Source organism: Rhizobium sp. B21/90 (assembly GCF_019355815.1).
Taxonomy (GTDB): Bacteria; Pseudomonadota; Alphaproteobacteria; order Rhizobiales; family Rhizobiaceae; genus Rhizobium; species Rhizobium rhododendri.
Window position 1 is genome coordinate 1,200,285 of the sequence record NZ_CP072163.1, and the last position, 22,490, is coordinate 1,222,774.

The 22,490-nt window shown below is 59.2% G+C and carries 21 protein-coding genes and 1 tRNA gene; 7 read left to right on the top strand and 15 right to left on the bottom strand.

Translation table 11 applies throughout. The features are described from left to right. Nucleotides 1–102 precede the first annotated feature (102 nt). A complete protein-coding gene (locus J5278_RS23610) occupies nucleotides 103–711 on the top strand; it encodes an MFS transporter (protein ID WP_219258549.1) in 609 nt (202 codons plus the stop codon). A gap of 214 nt (nucleotides 712–925) precedes the next feature. Here J5278_RS23610 and J5278_RS23615 read toward each other — a convergent pair whose 3' ends face one another. From J5278_RS23615 to J5278_RS23640, 6 genes are all read right to left on the bottom strand, one after another. Then, nucleotides 926–1,426 (bottom strand): NUDIX hydrolase, encoded by a 501-nt coding sequence (locus J5278_RS23615; protein WP_219258551.1) that lies wholly within the window; start codon nucleotides 1,424–1,426, stop codon nucleotides 926–928. 142 nt (nucleotides 1,427–1,568) lie between these two features. After that, entirely contained in the window at nucleotides 1,569–2,399 is an 831-nt protein-coding gene (locus J5278_RS23620; RefSeq protein WP_219259215.1) for a glycerophosphodiester phosphodiesterase family protein, read from the bottom strand. A gap of 87 nt (nucleotides 2,400–2,486) precedes the next feature. Next, the gene (locus tag J5278_RS23625) at nucleotides 2,487–3,347 is read right to left on the bottom strand and encodes an ABC transporter permease (protein ID WP_219258553.1); all 861 of its coding nucleotides are present in this window, start codon (nucleotides 3,345–3,347) and stop codon (nucleotides 2,487–2,489) included. Then, nucleotides 3,344–4,204 carry an ABC transporter permease gene (locus tag J5278_RS23630; RefSeq protein ID WP_209207234.1) on the bottom strand — a complete coding sequence of 287 codons (861 nt, stop codon included), beginning with the start codon at nucleotides 4,202–4,204 and terminating at the stop codon, nucleotides 3,344–3,346. Before J5278_RS23630 ends, J5278_RS23625 begins: the two co-directional genes overlap by 4 nt. Next, nucleotides 4,201–5,241: an ABC transporter ATP-binding protein gene (locus J5278_RS23635; RefSeq protein WP_219258555.1), complete on the bottom strand. Its 1,041-nt coding sequence runs from the start codon at nucleotides 5,239–5,241 to the stop codon at nucleotides 4,201–4,203. Before J5278_RS23635 ends, J5278_RS23630 begins: the two co-directional genes overlap by 4 nt. Before the next feature lie 98 nt (nucleotides 5,242–5,339). Further along, nucleotides 5,340–6,563 carry an extracellular solute-binding protein gene (locus J5278_RS23640; RefSeq protein WP_219258557.1) on the bottom strand — a complete coding sequence of 408 codons (1,224 nt, stop codon included), beginning with the start codon at nucleotides 6,561–6,563 and terminating at the stop codon, nucleotides 5,340–5,342. 137 nt (nucleotides 6,564–6,700) lie between these two features. Between J5278_RS23640 and J5278_RS23645 the strand changes: the two genes are divergently transcribed. The 3 genes from J5278_RS23645 (at nucleotide 6,701) to J5278_RS23655 (ending at nucleotide 10,419) form a co-directional block, all read left to right on the top strand. Next, nucleotides 6,701–7,849 (top strand): ROK family transcriptional regulator, encoded by a 1,149-nt coding sequence (locus J5278_RS23645; RefSeq protein WP_142831441.1) that lies wholly within the window; start codon nucleotides 6,701–6,703, stop codon nucleotides 7,847–7,849. Between the two features lie 468 nt (nucleotides 7,850–8,317). Beyond that, on the top strand, nucleotides 8,318–9,412 hold the full coding sequence (locus J5278_RS23650) for a porin (RefSeq protein WP_374109210.1): 1,095 nt from the start codon (nucleotides 8,318–8,320) through the stop codon (nucleotides 9,410–9,412). Nucleotides 9,413–9,633: 221 nt separating this feature from the next. After that, entirely contained in the window at nucleotides 9,634–10,419 is a 786-nt protein-coding gene (locus tag J5278_RS23655; protein ID WP_219258561.1) for a class I SAM-dependent methyltransferase, read from the top strand. 106 nt (nucleotides 10,420–10,525) lie between these two features. Here J5278_RS23655 and J5278_RS23660 read toward each other — a convergent pair whose 3' ends face one another. Further along, nucleotides 10,526–11,503 carry an acyltransferase gene (locus tag J5278_RS23660; RefSeq protein WP_219258574.1) on the bottom strand — a complete coding sequence of 326 codons (978 nt, stop codon included), beginning with the start codon at nucleotides 11,501–11,503 and terminating at the stop codon, nucleotides 10,526–10,528. 548 nt (nucleotides 11,504–12,051) lie between these two features. Here J5278_RS23660 and J5278_RS23665 point away from each other — a divergent pair. Continuing rightward, nucleotides 12,052–12,702, top strand: a complete 651-nt coding sequence (locus tag J5278_RS23665; protein ID WP_219258575.1) for a helix-turn-helix transcriptional regulator — start codon at nucleotides 12,052–12,054, stop codon at nucleotides 12,700–12,702. Further along, nucleotides 12,699–14,060, top strand: a complete 1,362-nt coding sequence (locus tag J5278_RS23670) for a HipA domain-containing protein (protein WP_219258576.1) — start codon at nucleotides 12,699–12,701, stop codon at nucleotides 14,058–14,060. The genes J5278_RS23665 and J5278_RS23670 overlap by 4 nt, the downstream gene beginning before the upstream one ends. A 300-nt stretch (nucleotides 14,061–14,360) precedes the next feature. On the opposite strand, the gene J5278_RS23675 is transcribed toward J5278_RS23670, so the two are convergent. From J5278_RS23675 to J5278_RS23710, 8 genes are all read right to left on the bottom strand, one after another. After that, a tRNA-Val gene (locus J5278_RS23675) sits at nucleotides 14,361–14,436 on the bottom strand. A 222-nt stretch (nucleotides 14,437–14,658) separates the two neighbouring features. After that, nucleotides 14,659–15,939 (bottom strand): TRAP transporter large permease, encoded by a 1,281-nt coding sequence (locus J5278_RS23680; protein WP_142831335.1) that lies wholly within the window; start codon nucleotides 15,937–15,939, stop codon nucleotides 14,659–14,661. Next, a complete protein-coding gene (locus J5278_RS23685; RefSeq protein WP_142831334.1) occupies nucleotides 15,930–16,505 on the bottom strand; it encodes a TRAP transporter small permease in 576 nt (191 codons plus the stop codon). Before J5278_RS23685 ends, J5278_RS23680 begins: the two co-directional genes overlap by 10 nt. A gap of 98 nt (nucleotides 16,506–16,603) precedes the next feature. Then, nucleotides 16,604–17,578, bottom strand: coding sequence for a TRAP transporter substrate-binding protein (locus J5278_RS23690; protein WP_219258577.1), 975 nt, complete (start codon nucleotides 17,576–17,578; stop codon nucleotides 16,604–16,606). Between the two features lie 176 nt (nucleotides 17,579–17,754). Then, complete coding sequence (locus J5278_RS23695; RefSeq protein WP_219258578.1) at nucleotides 17,755–18,636, bottom strand: amidohydrolase family protein; 882 nt, start codon at nucleotides 18,634–18,636, stop codon at nucleotides 17,755–17,757. Nucleotide 18,637: 1 nt separating this feature from the next. Beyond that, entirely contained in the window at nucleotides 18,638–19,774 is a 1,137-nt protein-coding gene (locus J5278_RS23700; RefSeq protein WP_219258579.1) for a mandelate racemase/muconate lactonizing enzyme family protein, read from the bottom strand. Nucleotides 19,775–19,778: 4 nt separating this feature from the next. After that, a complete protein-coding gene (gene kdgD / locus J5278_RS23705) occupies nucleotides 19,779–20,684 on the bottom strand; it encodes a 5-dehydro-4-deoxyglucarate dehydratase (protein ID WP_142831330.1) in 906 nt (301 codons plus the stop codon). Between the two features lie 69 nt (nucleotides 20,685–20,753). Continuing rightward, on the bottom strand, nucleotides 20,754–21,491 hold the full coding sequence (locus tag J5278_RS23710) for a FadR/GntR family transcriptional regulator (protein ID WP_257623424.1): 738 nt from the start codon (nucleotides 21,489–21,491) through the stop codon (nucleotides 20,754–20,756). A 143-nt stretch (nucleotides 21,492–21,634) separates the two neighbouring features. Between J5278_RS23710 and J5278_RS23715 the strand changes: the two genes are divergently transcribed. Continuing rightward, nucleotides 21,635–22,432, top strand: coding sequence for an NAD(P)-dependent oxidoreductase (locus tag J5278_RS23715; RefSeq protein WP_219258581.1), 798 nt, complete (start codon nucleotides 21,635–21,637; stop codon nucleotides 22,430–22,432). Nucleotides 22,433–22,490 lie beyond the last annotated feature (58 nt).

Sequence of the window (22,490 nt, forward strand, 5' to 3'; positions counted from 1 at the left end):
CACCGATAAACATCGTCCCCGTCTGTTGAATTTAAGTGAGATGTTGGCGCTCCCTCCGGTCTTTGTCATGACCGGCATGCTGGGACTGGTCGCAGCCGTTCTTTGGGCGACGATCTACAGGGATCTCGACACTTCAAAGGCACCAATCAAGCCGAACTCAATCTCATCAAAGAGAGGGGAGGGGTGCCGGAACTGAGCGACCGACTACAAAGCGAGCAGGCAGGAAGGAGTGCATTTTCGTGGCACGACCTGAAATTTGTCCTGAGCAAGAAGAAGGTGTGGGGGATCTACATCGGACAATTCAGCTATCTGGCATCGGCCAATTTTTTCTTGACGTGGTTTCCGACCTACCTTGTTCAGTATCGCCACCTGGATTTTATCAAGGCGGGATTTTACGCATCAGTACCGTTTCTTGCCGGGTTTGCTGGCGTGTTGGTGTCGGGCTTCCTGTCAGATGCGCTGCTTCGGGCAGAATTCAGCCTCAGTGCATCGCGCAAAATTCCGGTCCTCACCGGCATCGCTTTGTCCATACTGATCATTGGTGCTCAGTTCGATGATAGCCCGCCGTTGATTATCCTCTTTTTGGCAATCGCGTTCTTTGGCACCGGCATGGCTTCGATCACCTGGTCTTACGTTTCAGCGCGGGCGCCGGAGCGCCTTGCCTTCATCGAGGCGGCGGCCGTAAAAATGCAAACCCGTCTACTCCGCTAGCGGATGTCGCTCGAGATAGGTAATCGACAACAGAAACCGGTGGATGCTGACGGCTTTTACCGAATGTCGGATCCGGCTTGCGCCCCTCAGGCGCCGACGGCTGTGATCCGCGAACAATCGCCGGCCCCGAGCACATCAGGAGCCGCGTGGACATCGCTTGCAGTCCAACTGCGGATGTCAAACGTCGGCGCAAGTCAGAAAGTTGTTCAACCAGTTACCAGGTATCGGGCTTGGGGCACATGAACTGGTTTGCCAATTCCCGCACGCTTGAAATCAGGCACTTCAAATCGGGCTCGTGGACGGCTGCCGCGGCTGCGCCGGGGGAGAACCAGCGAAGTTCCCGTTCATCCTTCTGAGGGAACTGGCTGTCCAGTCCGAGAACGTTGAGAAGATGGACCTGAACAACGGTCAGGACGCTCTCCTCCTCACTCAGCTTTTTCTTGTAGGTGTAGTAGCCACAAGGCTTCTTGCGGACCCGCCCTCGGACCCCGGCTTCGTGCCATGCCTCACGCTGGGCGACTTCGTGAGGTTTTTTCTTGGCAAAGCCCCAGCCTTTCGGGATGATCCAGCGGCCAGAATTACGGCTCGTGATCAGCAGGACCTGAATGGGCTCTTCCCAGCCGGGCACAAGCCTGAAGCAAAGGGCAGCATATTGCTTGTCGGTAGCCGACGATCGCGGCGCGCATCGTCGGCGTTTTTTCTTCTCATTCAGCATTGGTCCAGCAACTCAACGAGAAAGACTTTGTCGGCAAGCATCGGATTGCCGGTTGGGACGACGTGACGGTGCCTGCGCTTGAAAGCGATTGCTTGCACAAAAAGGGTCAATACACCGACCATGCCTCCGTCCACGATTGCCATCATGCGGGGCCTTGCGCGGCATCGCTTGTCAACCAGGCCTTGAATGCCTCGACTTCGTCTGTCTGAATTGCGCCGACCCCGGCTTCTTTCAGCGCTCCCCAAACCTGACTTGGTTCGCTTAACGCCCGTGTGTCGTTGTAGGCGAGGCAATGGGAGACATCGAGCGTGTTGATCCACAGCCGGATGTTCTGGCGCTCCAGTTCTTCGCGGCCTGCGGCGAGATCGGCGATGTCGGAGAACTTCACTTCGATCATCGGCGCGCGAAGCCGTTTGATACGGCGGAGATCCTCTGCAAATTTGCCGTTCGGACGCACCTGGAACATCGGCATATGTGGAATACGTCCGAACCAGTCCTGGTCGATGAGCGCGAAACGGTCCGCCGTCGGATCAATATCCGTCTTTACCAGAACTTGTCTCTCCATTCCGAGCCTCAGCACCGTACTCATGACGAGCGGCAGATCACGGATGAACTTCGTATCGATATTGATGGCAATGCGTCCGCGCGCTTCTTCGAGCATTTCTGCAAGGGTTGGCACGCACTCGTCGGTGGCGGTTGCATGCGCTCCACCGGCGCCAGCGCGCAGCATGGCGCGACGGAGGGAAGAAAACGGCATGTTGCCAACTTTCCCCGTTGCCGTTGTCGTTCGATCGAGAGTTTCGTCATGAATGACCACAAGCACCCCGTCGGCGGACGACTGGGCGTCGATTTCCACCATCTCGACGCCGAGCGCGATTGCAGCACGAATGGAGGCAAGCGAGTTTTCCGCCGTCGTCTTCCAGACGCCCCGATGGGCGATGGTCAGGATCGCGGGGTTGCTGCGCGTCGTCATCTCGAGGACGTCGCCGTGGAAAGCAGGAATACGGTTAGTGGCAGGCGCGTGTTGCATAGTTTTCGGCTTTCGACAGGTTGGGACGCATCAGATCTTGCCCATGCCCGCTGCCATCAGGTCGTCGCGCAGGATGCGGCCGGCAATGATGAAAACGATGAGCGCAGGCAGGAGGAGGATGAAGGAGATGATAGAGGCCAGCGGGAGTTGTATCGAATAGGGATCAAGATACATGTAGAGCTTGATCGGCAGCGTCTCGACGACCGGCGCGCCGACGATGAAGGACTTGTCGAATTCCTCGAAACTGCCGATGAACGACATCAGTCCACCGGCGAGAAGCCCGGGGACGGCAAGTGGCAGTATGATGTGGGCAACGATGCCGGCAGTGCCCGCGCCAAGCGAGCGTGCGGCATGGATCACGTCGTCAGGAATGGTTTCGAGCGTTGCGCTCATCAGCCGGATCATCAGCGGCAAGGTGCCGACGATCTGCACGAGGACCACGCCTAAGATGGAGTAAGAGAGCCCGAGCGTCATGAAGAGCTTCCCGATGCCGATCGCCACAACGAGGCCCGGAATGATGATCGGCGCAAGAATGAAGATCTCCACCAACCGCTTGAGGCGGAATGGAAAGCGGGCCATCGCCCAAGCCGTGGGGAGCGCCAGGAAGGCCGTTGCCGATGTCACCACCACGGCAATCAGGATACTGTTGATGGCGGCCCGCAGAAGGCCCGGATCTGACAGGATGATCCTCCAGCGGCTTGCGGTATAGTTCCGCGGCACGACAAGCGGCGGCTGCCATCCGTCCGCAATGCTCCAGAGGAACATCAGTGCCAGTGGCAGCGCAATGGCAAGAAAAAGGGCGCCGTAAAGGCCGATCGCCACCGGGAGACGATCTTCCTGTGTGAAGTAGCGGCGACGGCGCGGTGGTGCCGCGGCAATGGAGAGCGTCATTGATGGCCTCCCTTCGCATTTCCGGCGCCGATACGATCGGTCAGCGCGTAATAGGCCATCAGGACCAGAACCGCGAAGAGGCTCAGCAACATGCCCATCGCATAGACCTGCGGAAAATGTCCCTGATTGAACTCGTTGACCATCAGGACCGACATCGGCCGGGCAACGGGCGGACCGACGATATCGGGAATGGCATATGAGCCCATCGAGCCGATGAAGGTCAGAAGAATTGCAGCGGTGATACCGGGCATGGCAAGCGGCACCTCGACGAACAGGAACGTCTTGATCTGCGATGCGCCGAGGGTTCGCGATGCAAAACGGATGTCGTCGGGAATGGCCGCGAAAGCGCTGGTGATGATCAAGGTCATGAACGGGATCTGTTTCCAGACGCTGGCCAGAATGACGCCAACGCCCCAGTCGTCGCGCACCAGCTTGGGAAGGCCGAGGCCAAAAGGTGCGATGATACGATCGACAAATCCGCCGCGTTCGAACATCACGATGACCATCAAGCCGACGATAATGCCGGGCACCGCCATGGGAAGTTTGTACAGGCCGCTGAAAAGCTTGCGTCCGAGAAAGCTCCTGCGGATCAAAAGAGCGAGTGGCACCGACACGAGAATGGAAACGATAACGGGTGCGACGCCGTAATAGATCGACGTCTTGAGGCCGCGCAGCATGGACGGCCTGGTAAATATCCGAACATACCACTGCAGCGTCAACACTCCGTCGTCATTGAGAAAGCTGCCAACCAAGGTGGAAAACAGCGGCCCGCCAAAGAAGAGCAGCAAATAGCCAACGCCCGGCGCCAGCAACAGCGGCACAAAGAAGCGCCGGTCTCGAAGAAGAACGCCCATCATGCCGCTTCCCTTGCTGGCCGGTCATCGAGACGATGGGCGACGTCGGGAAGAGCGAGCGCGACCCTGTTGCCGACCTCGATCAGGTTGTCGGCCCCGGCCTTGCTGACCTTGATCACATGGCCGGCAATCGAGATGGTGTAGAGCGCGCTGGCACCCAGGAAGGAAAGGGCGGTGACAGTGCCGGGTCCCTCGGCGTCGACAATGATTTTGATATTTTCCGGTCGCACGGAAATCTGGGCCGCGCCCGCAGACCCGGAATCGAGCAACACCGACTGCCCCCAGGGAAGCCGCGCATGTCTGCCATCGGCATGGACGGCGATGATGTTGGTCTGACCGAGGAAGCCTGCCGTGAATGCGTGCCTCGGCGAGCGGTAGAGATCGAGCGGCGTGCCAATCTCCACCACCCGGCCTTCGTTCATGACGACGATGCGGTCCGACATCGCCATCGCTTCGGCCTGGTCGTGGGTGACATAGAGGCTGGTGGTGCCGATGCGCCTGTGCAGTTCGACCAGTTCTTGGCGCAGTATTTCGCGCAGCTTGGCGTCGAGGTTCGACAGTGGCTCATCGAACAGCAGCAAGCCGGGCTGCATGACAATGGCCCGTGCCAGGGCAACGCGCTGCTGCTGCCCGCCCGAAAGCTGACGCGGCATGCGATCGACAAGTCCGGTCAGGTTGCAGATCTCAAGCGCATGGGCAATGCGGCGCTCGCGCTCCCCTGGGGGTACCTTTTTCATCCTGAGCCCGAAACCGAGATTTTTCGCCACGGACATGTGGGGAAACAGTGCGTAGGACTGAAAGACCATCGCTATGTCACGCGCTTCCGGCGGCGCCGTATCGATCCGCCGCCCGGCCAGGTGAACTTTTCCGCTGCTCGGTGTCGTGATGCCCGCCAGAATGCGAAGGAGCGTCGACTTCCCGCATCCAGACGGTCCGAGAATGGTTACGAATTCGCCCCGCTCAACGGTGATTGAAACCGGATGCAACGCCCGGCTCAGGCCGTAGGCCTTGGATATATCGGTGATTTCGAGTTCGCTCATGGCTATCTACTCCGGGCGGGCGCGCTGATGGTCCTTGATCGACGGAGATCACAGCACGGCTGATGGGCCGATCTGAGATGTCTCCGGTCGGTTGGCCGCTACTGGTTGAGCACTTTTTCGTCCAGTGCCTCGCCGAGCGCGGTCGACATATCCCAGAAGGCTGGCACCGAGAGGCGCGGATAGACGCTGGCCGGCAGCATGTGGGTTTGGGCGGATGCGGAGATCAGGTTGTCCGTCACGTCGGTGCGAGGGGACCGCGAGGCCTTGTTTTCCAACTTCCAAAGCTGGAATTCCTTGCTCATCGCCATGTCGACCAGCAGGAGTGCTGCCGCAACATGCTTGGCGTTGGCTGGCACGATCATGGCGTCGCCCGAACCGACCTGGCCTTTTTCCAGCAAGGTGAGGCGAAAGGTATCGGGCAGTTGTTTCGTCGAGAGGAAGGTCATCACCTGGTCTTCCCAGACCGTGCCCATGTACAACTGTTGATTATTGATCAGGTTGAGTGTGTCGGCATTGCCATTGGTGAGTTCGGCGACGGACAGCAGGCGGCGGTAGTAGCTCCACACCGGATCGAGACAATCCGATTTCATAGCCCAATCTTCGGCTTCCTGAGCGGTCTGGGCATAGTTGGTCAATTGCTTGCGGCAATCACCGGTGAGGTAGCTGAGCGCCACGGAGTAGATGAACCCGCTGCCGGATCCACCCTTGGACGGAAGGGTGACGCCAAGACGTTTTGGATGCTTCTCGGCCCACACGAGCAGTTCGTCGAAATTCTTCGGGACTTCCTCCGGCTTGACGAAAGCAGCGTCATAGCCGATCGCCGTCTGATTGAGGTGAACCAACGGAAAGCTGCCGCCGTGCGGTTTGCCGAAAACAGTGTCGGCAAGCGTCGGATCGTAGCTCCTCATATTCGGCAAGATCTTGGTCAGCGCAATATTGCCTATCACGCCTTTCGAAGAGAGAAGCGGAAAGCTTCCCCCTCCTGTGAAATAGGCATCCACAGGCGCATCCTGCCCGGCCTGCTGAACGACAATGAGTTGCTGGTTGGCCTGCTCGCCATTGACGTCGTGATATTCGACGTTGATGCCATATTTGGCTTTGAAGCGGGTGATTAGTTCCTGCCACGTATCGCTGAAGCTGCCAGCGAAATTGTACATCGTTACCGTACCCTCGGCGTTCGCGGCGGGAACAACGATGTCGTAGAAATTGTCGCGGGTCACCTTTGCCAGATCGAAGTCGAGATTTTTCATATTCGTATCTGCTGCCATACAAGGCGAAGCAAACATCGCCAGTAAGGCAATCGCACAGGACTTCAATGACATGGGTTCCCCTCAGCCGCATTGGAAGATGGGGCTAAATACTACACATTAGGTGTAATATTTATGACAGTTTCGTGAAGTCTGCTTGAGAGCGATACTCACCGTTGCAGATAATAAGCCTACCGGTTAATCCAGACGCCATGGTTTCAGCAACAGACGCCTCTTTTGAGCTCGATCGCCGCCCTCTCGCCAGCGATAATGAGCGATTGATACTTGATATCGTCAGACGGCACGGGCCGATCGCGCGTGCGACAATTACTGCGCACACAAACCTGGCCCAGCAATCGGTTCACCGGCTGGTCGAGGGGCTGATTGAGCGCGGGTTGCTCCAGACCGGCAAACCGCTACGAGGCAGCCGGGGCCAGCCAAGCCCGACGATTGAACTGGTCAAGACCGCAGTCTTTTCGATCGGGATATCAATCAATACCGATTCGGCGGTGTTGTGCATCTCGGACTTCGGCTGTGGCGTCGTTGCCCAGGAGAAGCTTTCAATCGCACCGCATGACCGGACGGAAACACTGGTCGCCCTGACCCGGACACTGGATGCGTTGCTTGTGAAGCACGCAATTGCACGCGAACGGCTGATTGGCCTCGGCTTTTCCATGTCCGGCTTTTTCGTTTCGAAAAACCACATTTTCAATGCACCGGAACCATTGCGGCAATGGTCCCTGATCGATCTTCAGCCGATCATGGAAAGTGCATTCCGATTGCCTGTCTGGTTGGAGAATAATGGAACCACGGGCGCGATCGGCGAGAGCCTTCGCGGCGTCGGTCTGTGGTGCCAGACATTTGCCTATCTCTCGTTCAATTACGGATTCGGCGGCGGCCTCATCCTCGATGGCAAGCCATTCCATGGTTTCTATGGAAACGCTGGCGAATTGAGCGGCATTTACAACGCGGATGAGGCAGCGCGCAGGCCGGCGCTTCAGTATCTCATGCAGAGGCTGCTGGAGAACGGCGTTGATGTCTCGTCGGTGGAGATGCTCTGCGAAACGTTCGATCCGGCGTGGCCGGGCGTCAGCGACTGGCTGACGGAAGTAATGCCGCAACTCAATCGGCTCATCGCAAGCTTGATTGCGGTCATCGACCCCCAGGCGATCGTGCTCGGCGGCCAGTTGCCTCGCGCGCTCGGAAACATGATGATCGAACGCGCCGTCATGCCCTCGACGCGCAAGCACCGCTACGACATTGGACCGCAGGAGGCCAAACTTCTCCTTAGCCAGACCGATGGCGATGCAGCAGCTCTCGGCGCCACCCTATTGCCGCTCAAAGTCCGATATTTCCTTTAGAGACTATCTCAAAGCCTCGAGCATCCCGACCCGCGCCACGTATCTAGCCCGTCAGCGCTGCATGGACGGATAGTCGCTTGCGAACGCATAAAGGACCGCCGGCGCGAGCCAATCAGCGTTCGACGGCAGGCCAGACTCGAAGCCATCTGATGATGGATCGGCCTCATGCGGCCATAAATTGTAGTCCGCTCACCCGGTTTCTCGTCGCCTGCCGGGTCGCACGTTGCAAATGAGCAATGTCCCAACATCGCTTTGTACCTAAATTGCATCACCGAGTAAGTCGGCGTATTTTCTGTGTAACGGCTGGCGTTTCAGCGGATCGTCCAATGCCCAAATGCATCCGATATGCGTTGGCGCTCGCGACCCGGTTTGTAATCACTCCCCCGCGCAAATCTGTTTGACGCGCATTTTCACTTGTCGGCAGGCTCATTATTAGCCTGCTACATTTATGGGGGTTGATACGTGAATATGGTAAAACCGCTTCTGGGCTTTGGGTCCGCGCTCTTTGCAATCTCCCTTGCCCACGCTGCCAATGCAGCGGATGCAGCAATTGCTGCAGAGCCCGAGCAGCTTGAATATGTTCGTCTCTGCGACGCCTATGGCGCAGGCTATTTCTTCATTCCAGGCACTGAAACCTGCCTCAAGATCAGTGGCACGGTGCGAACCGAGGGAAAATGGCATAATCCGTATAACCCGGGAACGGGTGGCGACTACGGCACGCTTTGGCACTCGCGCGCCCAGATCGCGGTCGATACCGCATCGGATACCGAATACGGCGCGCTGAAGACAGACAGCATCTACCGCTTCGACTGGCAGGAAGGCGTGACAACCGATAAACTGGTCTGGGCCAATATCAGTCTGGCTGGCTTTACCATTGGCAAGATAGATTCGGCATATAACCTTTACATGGGTTACGCCGGAAACGTCATGAACGACGATATCGTCTATGACGGCCCGCCCGAAATCAACCAGATTACCTACAACTACGATGCCGGAAACGGCATCACGGCTGTCGTTTCGCTGGAAGATACGAACTCTGGCGCTGACCTGTCCGCCTATAACGGCGCCTGGGTCCAGTCCAAGACCAACGAATATATTCCGAACGCCGTTGCCGGTATTGGTTTTAAATCCGGTGCCTGGCAGATCCGCTTTGTCGGTGGTTACGATGCTATCGTTGAAGAAGGAGCCGTCAAAGCGCGCGTCGATGCAGATTTCGGCATCTTTAAAGCGTTTCTGATGGGCGGTTGGAACACGGACGGCAACAAGCTCAACAAATATGCCGGCTCGAACCTTGATCCGTCGGCTTGCCCGGCTGGCCATGCCGAACTGTGCGGCTGGGGCGACTGGGCATTGTGGACCGGCGTCACTCTGCCGATCGACGAGAAACTGCAGGCAAATGGCCAGGTAGCCTTCGCCGACTCGAAAATCCTTCAGGTGACAACCAATATTCGGTGGAGCCCGGTTAAAAACATGCTGGTCGAGCCGGAAGTTACCTATACCAAGTTCGACTCGGTAAATCAGGAGCAATGGGCTGGCATCCTGCGCCTGCAACGCAGCTTCTAGTGCGACGACAATTACTCTGAGACAAACAGGAGAAGCCTGGCATTTCGCCCGGCTTCTCCAACACGCTTCGAGCCGAAGTCTGCAACTTTGTTGCCAACAGCGCTCGATGTGCCGCTTACGACTTTCATACGAGTGCCGAGATGGAATGGTAAAACTGCTCTCGGCGCGCAGAGATGCCTACATCCTCTGTTCCTGATGGCTCACCTGAGCGGAGATGCAAAATGAAATCAAATGAAGTCGCCAACTGCTGGGAGGCCAACGCCGAAGCCTGGACCCGGCTGACCCGTGCTGGCTATGATGTCTATCGCGACGTTCTCAATACGCCGGCTTTCCTGGATATGCTCCCTCCGGTGGCTAACCTGAAGGGGCTGGACCTGGGCTGTGGCGAAGGGACGAACACGCGTGCGGTCGCACGTCTCGGTGCACACCTTACCGGGCTCGATATCGCGCCAACTTTCATCCGACATGCCCGCGAGGCGGAGCAGCAGGATCCCATCGGTATCGACTACGTGCTGGGCGATGGCCTGACGATCGATTTTCCGGATGCGAGCTTCGATTTTGTCGTCGCCTTCATGTCGATGATGGATATGGCAGATCAACGAGCGGTCTTCTCCGAGGTGCAAAGGGTATTGAAGCTGGGTGGATTCTTCCAGTTCTCGATTTTACACCCATGCTTTGTACCGCCAACCCGGAAGAATATTCGCAACGAAGCAGGCGAACCCATCGCTGTGCAGGTCGCGGACTATTTTGAAGAACCGGACGGCCAGATTGAGCGATGGACCTTCTCCGCGATACCCGCAGAACAGCGGGTGACGGAGAAGCCCTTCGAGGTACCGAGATTTCATCGAACGTTGACCACTTGGGTATCGATGATCGTCGAAGCCGGGCTGCAAATTGAAGCGTTTGGCGAACCTCGCGCAACCAAACAAGTCGCCAAATCTCAGCCATCTGTGGCGGACACGCGCATTGCCCCACTCTTTCTCCACATCAGAGCACGAAAGCCGTAGGCTCGTCGTTGACCGCTCCTGGGACGAGAACATCAGCACGCCGGATCTGCCTACGGTTTCGCAATGAACCCTCTTGCATGGCGGTGATGCGGCAGGGGCCGTTTCGCTACAAATCCTGCGATTTTGGTCGTTCGAGCTTCGTCCAGCTGGACTTCGAGGCAAGGCGGTTGATCGGGCGTTCCACCAGCAGGTAACAGACTTCTGCGATGGCAAGGGCAGCGACGATTGAAACGATGGCGTTCATGTGGCCCAACCGGTCGAACTTGAGGACGGCGGCGAGCACGATGCCGTGGGTGAGATAGAGCGAATAGGACGCATCGCCGAGTTTCTCCAGAGGCGACAGCAGGCGCGCGGGCCAGCGCCCGCAATCCTCGAGCGCAATGCAGCTTGCAAGCAGCAGCCCGGCGGGTAGCCCCCAGACGATAATGCGGTAGGGCGTCATGTCGATGTGGGCAACGGCTGTTGCGGCCAGGAGGACGACGCTGCCGGCCAGGCCTATCAGTGCGACGCCAGCGGGGATGGGTTTGCGCAACTGTGAAATGCCGAGACCGAGGACAAACTCCAGCAGCATCGGCGTGGTCCACTGGATCATGGCGGGCGCCTGCCAGTCGTAGAGGCCGAGGGCGACCAGTGCGCAGAGCAGGGCGGAGGCGACGACAATCGGACGGGTGGTGAAAAGTGCCGCCGCAAAGACGGCATAAAAAAGCATTTCAAGGTTCAGTGTCCAACCCGGCACGAACAGCGGCCAGATGTGACCGCCGGGGTCCAAATGCGGAATGAACAGCATCGATAGGATGATCCGCCGGGCATCGAACGAGAAGTTTGACAGTAGGCCGAGGGCCGATGCGCCGCAGACGGCAAAGGTGACGAGCCAGTAGAGCGGGGCTATCCTCAGCAATCTTCTGGCCAGGAAAACACGCGGCGTCTCGCGCGTCCCGACGGTGCCCATGATGAAGCCCGAGATCAAAAAGAATATGTCGATGCCAGCTCCACCAGCATCAAAAGCGCCGTCGCTTAAATGATAGAAAAGGACAAGAAGGGCTGCAATTGCCCTCAGGCTCTGTACAGAACGTAATTTTTTCAAAATGAAATCCAGGTACGGTTGCTCTTCAAAGACGAGCGATAGCCCCGTGACGTGACCATATTGTGCCGTTCTGTCATTGGGGTAGCGGTGGCTGATTTTGCCACCATCGCCCGTTGCGTCATGCCATCCTCGTTGACTGGTGTAGCATGGTGGTCAGTTTGACCAGCTGAAAGCCTCACCACGGCTCGTCTTCGAGCCAACTATAGAGGATCAGCGAAAAGATTAGCGCTATTTCCGTATCTGCCAGGTGAAGGCCTGTTGACCGCACTGTGCTGCTTGCCCAAAGATACAGTCGCGCACTTGGGAGGCTGCATGATTTTGTTATTGCTCTTATACGCGCCCTCGCTGAGTTCGACTCTTGGGCTTCCCAAATCCTGCCTTTCTCACATGACGAGGATGGCATCACTCACACCAAATACGTTGTTCGAGTTTATCAAGCTGCTCCCGATCGGGTGCAGACCACTTGGATATTATTCAATCGTGCGACTTGTGACCCCGTACGGGATCAAGGGCTGAGTTGCTCCCATACGGGATCAATGTCCATTGATTTGGAGGCGCTCGCCTGCTATGTTCCCGCTCGGGAGCGAAATATGGCAAATAACCCTAAATTTCCGAAGAAACAGCACGCTCTTGGTGGCACTGATAATGTCCAGGATTTGGCGCGACGGCTGGCGGCCGGCGAAGCTTCTGTGGATGTGATCAAACGCATCAACGAAAGTATGGCCGCCCATAGCAGCATCATCAAAACGATATCGTCGGCCGGAGAGATCGCCAAGGTATTATCGCAGATCAGCGAGACCGGGAAGATCATGGAGAGGTTCAAGGTCTCGCTCCCAAAGGTCGATCTTAAGCTCCCCGATCCTTCGCAAAGGATACAGGCCTCGCTACCGCGGCCTCTCGACGACTTGCCGTCGTATATCCCGCCAACTATGGCGGACACCTGCCCGGACGTGCCTCACTCAAACCTTTCAAGCGCACCCAAGAAAGCCACGCAGATCAACACGCCGGGCGATCTCGGCCAAATGATACGCCGTGCCCGAGAAACGCGCGGGCTTTCCCAGCAAGCCTTTGCGGACCTAGCCGGCGTTGGTCGACGGTTCATTTCCGAACTTGAAAACGGCAAGGCAACGCTCGAATTCGACAAGGTGCTGACGGTGCTGCGGGCCGCCGGCATCTCGATGTTTGCAAGAGACCGATGACGTCGATGGATGTTCTGGCTCTTGATGTTCGCCTCGACGGCTACGACCACCCGGTCGGCATTCTGGTACGCGATCCAAACGGCGCAATCGCATTCGCCTATCGCAGCGACTATGTTTCCCGTAGCGATGCCACGCCGTTGTCGCTATCCTTGCCGCTTGGGACAAATCCATTTGAAGATTTGGTTGCTCGGCCATTCTTCGACAATCTGCTGCAAGAGCGGGACAGCGCCTTGTCGGACATCATGGCGCGCGAGGGACTGTCGCGTGACGATGTTGTGGGGCTTCTGTACCATCTCGGCAAGGATTGCGCCGGTGCGCTCTCCATCCTGCCGGCCGGCGCGGCACCGACAAAGGTGCCCGGCGAATACGGAAAAGATTACCTTCCGCTCGACCTCAACCGCCTTGAGGCGATCGTCGATGCGCTACACAAGCGCAAACGCTTGCCTGCTGGAATAGAAGACCCGTCGCCCCTGGCAGGCATGCAGAGCAAGATCGCTCTGACACTCCTGCCGGACGGATCACTTGCCGAGCCTGTTCCAGGCTCAGGCGCACCGACCACACATATCCTCAAGGTGCCGGACCAGGACCATCTGCAAGACGCCCTTCTTGAGAACGAGGCAATGCGCCTGTCGCGGTCGCTCGGTTCCGATACCGCCGACACGGTGGTTTTGCCACTCGGCGGGCTTAATACGCTGCTTGTGACCCGATTTGACCGGGCGCTAAACCAGCAAAACCGCATCGTCCGAATCCATCAAGAGGACTTTGCCCAGGCCTTGGGCTTGCCTGCGTCCCTGAAATACGAACGACGCGGAGCAGGCAACCGTCGCTTCGACGTGTCCGCGATCCGACGAGTCCTCGAAGCGACGATTGATCCGGCCGGCGCCAAGGAGATTTTCATCCGGGCGACACTGTTTGATCTCCTGGTCGGCAACGCCGACGGTCATGCCAAGAACTTCGCCCTGCTTTACGAGCGGGGAGGTCGCATACGCATGGCGCCACGCTATGACATCCTGCCAACTCGACTGGATGAGGCTTTAACGGATGAGCTCGCCTATCGGATCGGCCAAGCGGAGACGCTCGACGAGATAACGACCGACAATTTCGACTTATTCCTCAAGACGCTTGGTGTCGATGGTGCCGCCGCGCGCCGGCGCATCCGCGTCAACTACACCACATCCATTGGCGGCGAGCTTGCCGACCATCTAGACGATCTTGGACAACGCGGCCTGAAACGGCTTGCGGATCTCATCGCATCGAACATCAGGACGCTTTTCGATGCGTTCGGACTGGAGGTTCCAGAGAAAGCGAGGGATCGCGATGCCTTTATCGGCAGAGGTGGCGGATCGCTGTTAAGTTGATTGCGGCGGCATAGCCTTGACGACGGCGGCGGTGAAGTAGCGTCGTTTCGACACTGGCCAACAAGAGCCTTTGGCAAGCCACGCAGCTCTCAGCTAATCGCTCAGACGCGCAGGCAGAACTCCGTGACCCGGGATGCAGAACTTTGATGTGTTCGACCAGCCAGGCCTCATGCGGGATTTCGTAGGGGCAGAATAGCGGGCGCCGACATCGTCGGGCAGAGTACGAAAAGACGGAAATTGTCCCACTTTTGGCGGTGGAAAAGCCACATAAAAGTCATACAAAATATGATTTTGGTGAGATGGTGGGCGATGACGGACTCGAACCGCCGACATCCTCGGTGTAAACGAGGCGCTCTACCAACTGAGCTAATCGCCCGTCGCATTCGCTGGGAAACTTCCAGCTGCGTTCGGTGGCCGCTTTCTAGTCTTTGCGAAAAAAATCTGCAAGAGCGAATGTTCATAATTCTCGGCTTTTTTTCGGGTGGTGACAGCGGTCGGTCGCAAATTCCTTCGCCTGTCAGGGCGACCGTCTATCGCCACTCAGCCGGTCATACAGTGGCCTCCCGATCAGGGGATCCGGTGGTTCCGGCGGCCCAGCTTATCGGAAGATATCCTGCACCAGCATGGACGTTTCCGGAACCAGCGTTACGATCATCAGCGTCACCCAGAGTGCGAGCATGAACGGCCAGATCGACTTTACCACCGTGCTGACCGGTACTTCGCCGATGGCGCAGCCGAGGTAGAATGCTGCTCCAACCGGTGGTGTGTTGAGGCCGATGGTCGAGTTCAAGAGTACAATGATGCCGAACTGGACGGGATCCATGCCGTAATGGGTGACGATCGGCAGGAAGATCGGCGTGCACACCAGGATATGGGCGGCCATATCGAGGAAGATGCCGAAGATGAACAGCGCGATGTTGACGAGGATGAAGATCACCCAGGGCTGCGTGCTGATATGGCTGAGCGCATCGCCGGCCATGTCGGCAACGCCGTAGATGCTCATGAGGTAGCCGAACATGGTGGAAATGCCGATCAGAAGCAGCACTACGCCCGTGGTTTTTGTCGCCTTGGCCACCGCCTTCAGGAAGCTCTCGAAGGACAACGTGCGATAGACGAACACCGTCAACAAAAGGGCATAGAGTACGGCGACGGCGCCAGCTTCTGCGGCGGTAAAGACGCCCGAAAGGATGCCACCGACGATGATGACGATGATGAAGAGGCCGGGCACGGCTGCCGCAAGGCTTCGCCAGACTTCGGTCCAGCCGGGGAAGACGCCCTTGGCATAGCCGCGCGACCGCGCCACGAAGTAGGCGGTCATCAGGTTGGCGATGGTGAGAATCAGGGCGGGAATCGCGCCGGCCATGATCAGCGAATTCATCGAGACGAGGCCGCCGGCCGCCAGCGAATAGATGATCATGTTGTGGCTTGTCGGCATGAGAGCGCCGACGAGAGAGGAATAGGTGGTGACGTTGACCGCATAATCGGCATCGATGCCTTCGCGCTTCATCAGCGGAATGAGCGCCGAGCCCATGGCGGAGACGTCGGCGACAGGCGATCCGGAAACGCCCCCGAACATCGTGCAGGCTACGACATTGGTCATGCCGAGACCGCCCCTGACATGGCCGACCATCGCCTTGGAGGCGCGGATGATGCGGTCGGCAATGCCGCCATACATCATCAGCTCACCGGTGAAGATAAAGAACGGGATCGTCAGGAAGGAGAATGTCCCCATGCCAGACGCCATGCGCTGGAAGACGACCGCCAGTGGCAGGCCCTCGTAAAGCACGGTGGCAATGGAGGAGAGGCCGATGGCAAAGACCACCGGCATGCCGAGTATCAGGCCTACGACGAAGGTCGCGCAGAGAATGATCAATGCCATGAGGGGATTACCTTGATTTTCAGGATGGCGGCGATGATGCGTTCGACGGCGAATAGGGCGATCAAAAGGCCGCCGGCGGCCAGCGGCACGTAACTCCAAGCCTGTGAAATTGGCAGGCCGGCATTGAGGTAGGGTGCCATCTCCACCGCAAGCTCGGCGCCGCTGTAGGCCATCGACAATCCGAAGACGATCATGCCGAGATAGACGATGATCTCTGCAGCCATCCGAAATGGCTCGGGCGCCAGATTGAGCAGCGAATCCATGCCGATATGCCGCCCGTCGCGCACGCCGACGGCCGCCGCAAAGCAGGTGACATAGAGAATGACGACCAGCGCGAAGATTTCCGTCCAGGCCGGCGAGTCGTTCAGCACGTAGCGCCCGAAGATCTGGTAGAGGACGGCCGCAACGATCAGCAGCGTACCGAGCACCGCAAATTTCAGGCAGATCCGCGAGAGCCAGGCGTTGAAGGCGAAGAAGCGGCCAAGCGGGCCCGTCGTATTGACGGTCGTCCGGATCGTCTCGGCACGCGCGGGGTCGATGGGCGGTGCATGCGGATGCGCAGCCATGGGCGGTCTCCTCGGATGATGATCGTCAGGCGGAGTGGATAGCCGTCACCGCCACGCAGTGGTCAGGGCCGACGCGCTGTCACGCGCCGGCGGAGACGTTATTTCGTGGCCTTGATGGCGGTGATCATGTCCTTCAGGGCGGGATCGGTGACGAACTGATCGTAGATCGGCTTCATCGCGGCCTCGAACGGTGTCTTGTCGATGGTGATGACCTCGACGCCGGATGCCTTGACCTTCTCTTCGGACGTCGTTTCCATGGCGTCCCAGAGCTGGCGCATATAGGTGACCGACTGTTTGGCGAGCTGGCGGACCTGCGTCTGTTCAGCCGGTGTGAAGCTGTCGTAGACGCGCTTCGACATCAACAGGACATCCGGGGACATCGAGTGTTCGGTGAGCGAGTAATACTTCGCCAGCTCATAGTGGTGGAAGTTGTAGTAGCTCGGCCAGTTGTTTTCGGCACCGTCGATCAGCCCCGTCTTCAGGCCGGTATAGACTTCACCCGTCGGCATAGGCGTGGCGTTGGCGCCGAGCGCCTTCATCATCGCCACCCAGACATCCGACTGCTGGACGCGGATCTTCATGCCCTTCAGGTCTTCCATCTTGCGCACCGGCTTGGTGGTGTAGAAGGAACGCGAGCCGGAATCGTAGAAGGCAAGGCCGACCAGTCCGTGGGCATCGCAATCGGCGAGGATCTTGTCGCCGATCGGCCCGTCGAGCACTGTGCGCATCTGCGCCTTGTCGTGGAACATGAAGGGCAGGACCGGCACCATCATCGCCGGGCAAATGGTGTTCAGCGTTCCGGCATTGACGCGGATGAAGTCCAGCGCGCCGAGCTTGACCTGCTCGATCGTGTCCTTCTCGCTGCCGAGCTGCGAGTTCGGGAACACCTTGATGGTATATTTTCCGTCCGACGCCTTGCCGAGCGCGTCGCTCATGAACTGCACGGCTTTGACGGTCGGGTAGTCCGGTGCCTGGACGTCGGCCGAGCGGAACTGGCGCGCCTGTGCCGGCGCGAACGCGCCGAGTGCCAGCAGGCCGGCAAAGGCAGCAGTGATGATCTTGCTATGCGTCATTGTTTCTCTCTCTCCCAGTACGAAACAAAATGGCCGTGCGCTTTGGCTCTGTCAGAGAGCGAGGCGCCGGTTAGGCGTAGAAATCGATGTTGCCGGGGATCGGGACGTTCAAACGCTACTCGACGCCCCGCTGTCCTCCCATGCCGAAGCCGAAACCTCCCCGTTCCGGCAAAACCTCAAGCCACCGTGCCGTTGGCAGGCAAAAATCCATAAAGCTGCTCCGGATTATCGACCAATGCCAGCTTTCGGGCATGGTCATCCGAAAGCCAGCCAAGCACGGTATCCACTAGCGCAGCATCGTCAGGATATTGCTCCTGCTCCCGCGCCAGATTGTGCGGCCAGTTGGTGCCCCAGACGATCCGCTCCGGCGCATGGGTTGCGATTGCACGGGCGACCGCCGCGATATCGGCAAAGTCAGGACCGCCGAATTTCGACGATTCATAGCAGCCGGCAAACTTAAACCAGCAACGGCCGGCATCGATGAGCCGCTTCAGCGCTGCGACCTCTGGTCCGTCAGGCGCCGCGCCCGCAAAAAACTTGCCGTGATGATCGAGAACCCACCGTGATTTCAGCGTCGCGAGCCGCGGTTCATGGCTGATGATGTCGCTGCCGTCGAACTGTATCGCCAGCATCCAGCCCCGGACACTTGCCTTTTTGTCAATATCCTCGAGAGCCTCCAGCCCGATCCCCCCGCCAGGCAGATCCATGATCCGCGCTCCCACGACGCCGGCCTTAGCGAGCGCGTCGAGTTCGGCGTCGGTCGTGTCTGCATCGATGACCGCAACGCCGCGAGCGCTGCTGCCCATTTCGGCCAGGCAGGCCATCAGGTTGCCATTGGCGCGCTGGTGGGAATTGCCCTGCGTGATCACCACGCGCTCGATGCCGAGCCACCCCATCAGCTGACGATATTGCGATGGTGTCGGCAGGTCGCCGGCTGGCAGAGGCGGTCCGCCGGGAAGTGCCGGGAAGCCGGGCAGGTACATATGCGTCTGGCTGTCGATCGCACCGGCGGGAAGGGCGATGCGCGGCTTGCGGCCGGAGAGGGGACGGACGAGCATGTCAGTCGTCTCCCATGCGGAACTCGGCGAGTGCCGCGCGGTCGATCTCGATGCCGAGCCCCGGACCATCCGGTATCGCCACGACGCCGTCGACGTGTTCGATGGGCGTCGTGATGACGGCCTGGCGGAAAGGATTGTCGGTGCGGTCGAATTCGAGGATCGGCTCGATAGGATTGACCCGCACCGGGTTGGGGATCATCGACGCCATGAACTGCAGTGCTGCGGCGATATGGACCGCAGTGCCCCAGACATGCGGCACGACGCGCACGCCATGCAGCGCCGCCATGTCGGCGATGCGGCGGGCTTCGGTGAAACCGCCGACGCCGCAAAGGTCCGGCTGGATGATGTCGATGGCGCGGCTCTCGATGGCCTCCTGCATGCCCCAGCGCGTGTGCCAGGTCTCGCCTCCCGCAACCGGGATAGGCTGGCCTGCGCGCACCGCGCGATAGGCGTCCAGTTGTTCCGGCACGACGGGCTCCTCGAACCAGTCGATGCCGTATTCGGCGGCGCGCTTGCCGAGCGACACTGCCTCGATGACATCGTAGCCGTGGTTGGCGTCGATCATCAGCCGGGTGTGCGGTCCGATGGCTTCGCGCACGGCGCGGATGACGCGCAGGTCCTCCTCAACATCGAAACCGATCTTGATCTTGACCGCATGAAACCCTGCCTTGGCATGGGTTCCCATCTCGTTGGCATTGTCCTCAATCCGGTCGACGCCATCGCGTTTGAAGCTGCCGGTGGCATAAGCGCGGACGCTCTTGCGGAAACGACCGCCCAGAAGGGTCGAGATCGGCACGCCGAAATGCTTACCCTTGATATCCCAGAGCGCAATGTCGATGCCGGACAGGGCGGTAATGGAAAGGCCTCGTTGGCCCTGGTCGCGCAGCGCGTTGTAGAGGACCGCCCAGATCTTTTCGGTCTCCAGTGGATCGGCACCGATCAGCCGGCTTGTATAGGCAGCCACAACTGCCGCATTCGGTCGCGCCGGGCCGAGGCATTCGCCCCATCCGATCTTGCCGTCGTCGCAAACGATCTCGACGAGCATATGCGCGCGGCGGTCGAAGCGCATCGATGCACTTTCGAAGGGCACCGGCAGGCGGTATTCGAGCAGGTGCGTGTTGACGGCAGCGATCTTCATCGGCCTAGCGCTTCCAGGGCGAAATGAGCTTCTCGAGCATGGCCTCTTCGTCCCGCGTCAGGTCTTCCAGCGGCGGCCTGACCTTGCCGGCATCGAAACCCTGCAGCCGCACGCCGGCCTTGATGGCAGCGACGGCATAGCCCTTGCGGCGATTGCGGATCGCCATGAACGGATAGAAGAAGTCCTTGAGGATCGTCTCGCAACGGGCGCGATCGCCGGAACGGAGTGCTTTGTAAAAGTCGACGGCAAGATCCGGCACGAAGTTGAAGACGGCCGACGAGTAGGTGGTAAAGCCGGCGCCGAGATAGGCTTCGGCGAAAAGCTCGGCCGTCGGCATCCCGCCGAGATAGGTGAGACGATCGCCGAGGGTCGCGGTGATCTGGCGGACGTTGCCGATCTCGCCGGTGCCATCCTTGAAGCCCACCAGATTAGGGCAAGCATCGCAAAGACGCTGCAGGGTGTCGACCGACAGCACCGAGTTGTCGCGGTTATAGACCATGACGCCGATATCGACCGACTGGCAGATGCGCTTGATGTGGGTGAAAAGACCTTCCTGCGGCGCATCGATCAGGTAATGCGGCAGCAGCAGGATGCCATCGGCGCCTGCCTTCTCTACGGCCTGCGCCAGTTCGACGCCGACATGGGCGCCGAAGCCACAGCCGGAGACGATGGCGGTCGAGCCGGCCGCTTCCTTGGCGGCCTTGACGATTGCCGGAATTTCATCGGGCGACAGCGAGAAGAACTCGCCAGTGCCGCCAGCTGCAAAAAGCACCGGCGCATCGTAGCTGGAAAGCCATTCGATGTGGCGCTGATAGCTTTCCGGCTGGAATTTTTCGTCCGCCCCGAAATGGGTGACGGGAAAGGATAGAAGGCCGGCACCAAGCGCGGTCTTGATTTCTTGTGGTGTCATCGGGTTCCCCTCCAGGCTCCTCCAGCTGCATTTGTCGTATAGGCAGCAGAGCCCATTGTCAACAACTCATCATACAGGTTTGCGTTGCCCGCGCAACAGTGTGCGGTAGCGGTCCTGGCTGCCCCTGAGGTGGCGGCGCATGGCGGCCCGGGCGGCTTCCTCGTCGCCGGCAGAAATGGCGGCGACGATCTGTTGATGCTCGTCGTCGATGAGGAGGATGTAGGTCGACTGGTCGGCTTCGTTCTCTCCGTCACGGATGGCAGCACGGGGAATGATGCGCGGTCCGATCATCGACAGGAATTCGCGAAACCGACCGTTATTGGTCGCTTCGGCGATGGCCAGATGCAGCGCGAAGTCGGCCTCGCTGGTCGGCACCCCGGCGTCGAGACAGTCGCGCACGGCGTGGTGGCGCTCGAAGATAGCCTCTTCCTGGGCCGGCGATCGGCGCAGGGCGGCAAGGCCCGCCGCCTCGACTTCGACGGCTGTTCTTAACTCCAGAAGCTCGATAACCGAGGAAACACGGGCGTGATCGAGGCTGCCGAAGGCCTGGATCTGGCCAGGCGGGTCCAGCACGAAGACACCCGCACCCTGTTGCGCCTCGACCAAGCGGTCGGCGCGAAGAGCAGCGATGGCTTCGCGCACCACCGTTCGGCTGACCCCGTGGGTTTCGGTCAGTTGCGCTTCGCTCGGCAGCTTGCTGCCCGGGGGGAACTGGCCGGCGGCGATGGCGCGGCGCAATGTGTCGCTGAGACGGGCCACCAGGGTTTGCGACTTTGCTTCGGTTTGTGACTTAGGCTGTAGGGCCACGCCGTCGGTTCCTTCGATCTGCAAGACTTCTTTGGTGGAAATGCCTATATCATATTGGCGACATAAGCCATGACGAAGCTGCATCGTTGACGCAAATCTGCCAACATGTATGATGAGTTGGAATGGGTTTGGAGGAGTTGGATATGAAGAGATTGCTGGTGACCGGCGCTGCCGGCGGTTTAGGCCGGGCAATGCGGACACGTCTGGCGTCGATGGCGGATGTCATCCGGCTGTCGGATATCGTCGAGCTCGGTAAGGCTGAAGCCCACGAGGAAGTGGTGACCTGCGACCTCAGCGATGCCGAGGCCGTCGATCGGCTCGTGGAGGGTTGTGAAGGTATCCTGCATCTGGGCGGCATCTCCGTCGAAGACAAGTTTTCCAAGATCCTGAATGCCAACCTGCTCGGCCTCTACAATCTCTACGAGGCGGCCCGTGCCCACGGAAAGCCGCGCATCCTGTTTGCGAGCTCGAACCACACCGTCGGTTTCTACAGGCAGGATCAGCACCTCGACACAGTCGCGCCGATGCGCCCCGACGGGCTTTATGGCGTGTCGAAATGTTTCGGCGAGGCCCTCGCGCACATGTACTTCGACAAGTTCCAGCAGGAGACTGCCATCGTGCGGATCGGCAGCTGCATGGAAAAGCCATCCAATCATCGGATGCTGTCGACTTGGATGTCCTTTGACGATTTTGCCAGCCTGATCGGCTGCGTCTTTCGCGCGCCGATGCTGGGATGCCCGATCATCTGGGGCGTGTCGGACAATGACAGCCGCTGGTGGGACAATTCCGCCGCCTCCTTCCTGGGTTGGCATCCGAAGGACAATGCCGAGCGCTTTCGTGCCGAGCTCGAGGCGGCCGTCGTTCGCCCCGATCCCCGTTCGCCCATAGCCGTCTACCAGGGCGGGCAGTTCACGCAGGATCCGATCTTCGTCGAGGATTGAGGCAACTCTGCCCACCGGCTAAACCCGGCTGCCTCCTCGAGACAGCCCGCAGTCGCGG

Excerpts from the sequence above, each read along its gene's own strand:
- J5278_RS23615 (WP_219258551.1), bottom strand. The coding sequence starts at position 1,426 with ATGCTGAATGAGAAGAAAAAACGCCGACGATGCGCGCCGCGATCGTCG.
- J5278_RS23620 (WP_219259215.1), bottom strand. The coding sequence starts at position 2,399 with ATGACGACGCGCAGCAACCCCGCGATCCTGACCATCGCCCATCGGGGC.
- J5278_RS23625 (WP_219258553.1), bottom strand. The coding sequence starts at position 3,347 with ATGACGCTCTCCATTGCCGCGGCACCACCGCGCCGTCGCCGCTACTTC.
- J5278_RS23630 (WP_209207234.1), bottom strand. The coding sequence starts at position 4,204 with ATGATGGGCGTTCTTCTTCGAGACCGGCGCTTCTTTGTGCCGCTGTTG.
- J5278_RS23635 (WP_219258555.1), bottom strand. The coding sequence starts at position 5,241 with ATGAGCGAACTCGAAATCACCGATATATCCAAGGCCTACGGCCTGAGC.
- J5278_RS23640 (WP_219258557.1), bottom strand. The coding sequence starts at position 6,563 with ATGTCATTGAAGTCCTGTGCGATTGCCTTACTGGCGATGTTTGCTTCG.
- J5278_RS23645 (WP_142831441.1), top strand. The coding sequence starts at position 6,701 with ATGGTTTCAGCAACAGACGCCTCTTTTGAGCTCGATCGCCGCCCTCTC.
- J5278_RS23650 (WP_374109210.1), top strand. The coding sequence starts at position 8,318 with ATGGTAAAACCGCTTCTGGGCTTTGGGTCCGCGCTCTTTGCAATCTCC.
- J5278_RS23655 (WP_219258561.1), top strand. The coding sequence starts at position 9,634 with ATGAAATCAAATGAAGTCGCCAACTGCTGGGAGGCCAACGCCGAAGCC.
- J5278_RS23670 (WP_219258576.1), top strand. The coding sequence starts at position 12,699 with ATGACGTCGATGGATGTTCTGGCTCTTGATGTTCGCCTCGACGGCTAC.
- J5278_RS23680 (WP_142831335.1), bottom strand. The coding sequence starts at position 15,939 with ATGGCATTGATCATTCTCTGCGCGACCTTCGTCGTAGGCCTGATACTC.
- J5278_RS23685 (WP_142831334.1), bottom strand. The coding sequence starts at position 16,505 with ATGGCTGCGCATCCGCATGCACCGCCCATCGACCCCGCGCGTGCCGAG.
- J5278_RS23690 (WP_219258577.1), bottom strand. The coding sequence starts at position 17,578 with ATGACGCATAGCAAGATCATCACTGCTGCCTTTGCCGGCCTGCTGGCA.
- J5278_RS23695 (WP_219258578.1), bottom strand. The coding sequence starts at position 18,636 with ATGCTCGTCCGTCCCCTCTCCGGCCGCAAGCCGCGCATCGCCCTTCCC.
- J5278_RS23700 (WP_219258579.1), bottom strand. The coding sequence starts at position 19,774 with ATGAAGATCGCTGCCGTCAACACGCACCTGCTCGAATACCGCCTGCCG.
- kdgD (WP_142831330.1), bottom strand. The coding sequence starts at position 20,684 with ATGACACCACAAGAAATCAAGACCGCGCTTGGTGCCGGCCTTCTATCC.
- J5278_RS23715 (WP_219258581.1), top strand. The coding sequence starts at position 21,635 with ATGAAGAGATTGCTGGTGACCGGCGCTGCCGGCGGTTTAGGCCGGGCA.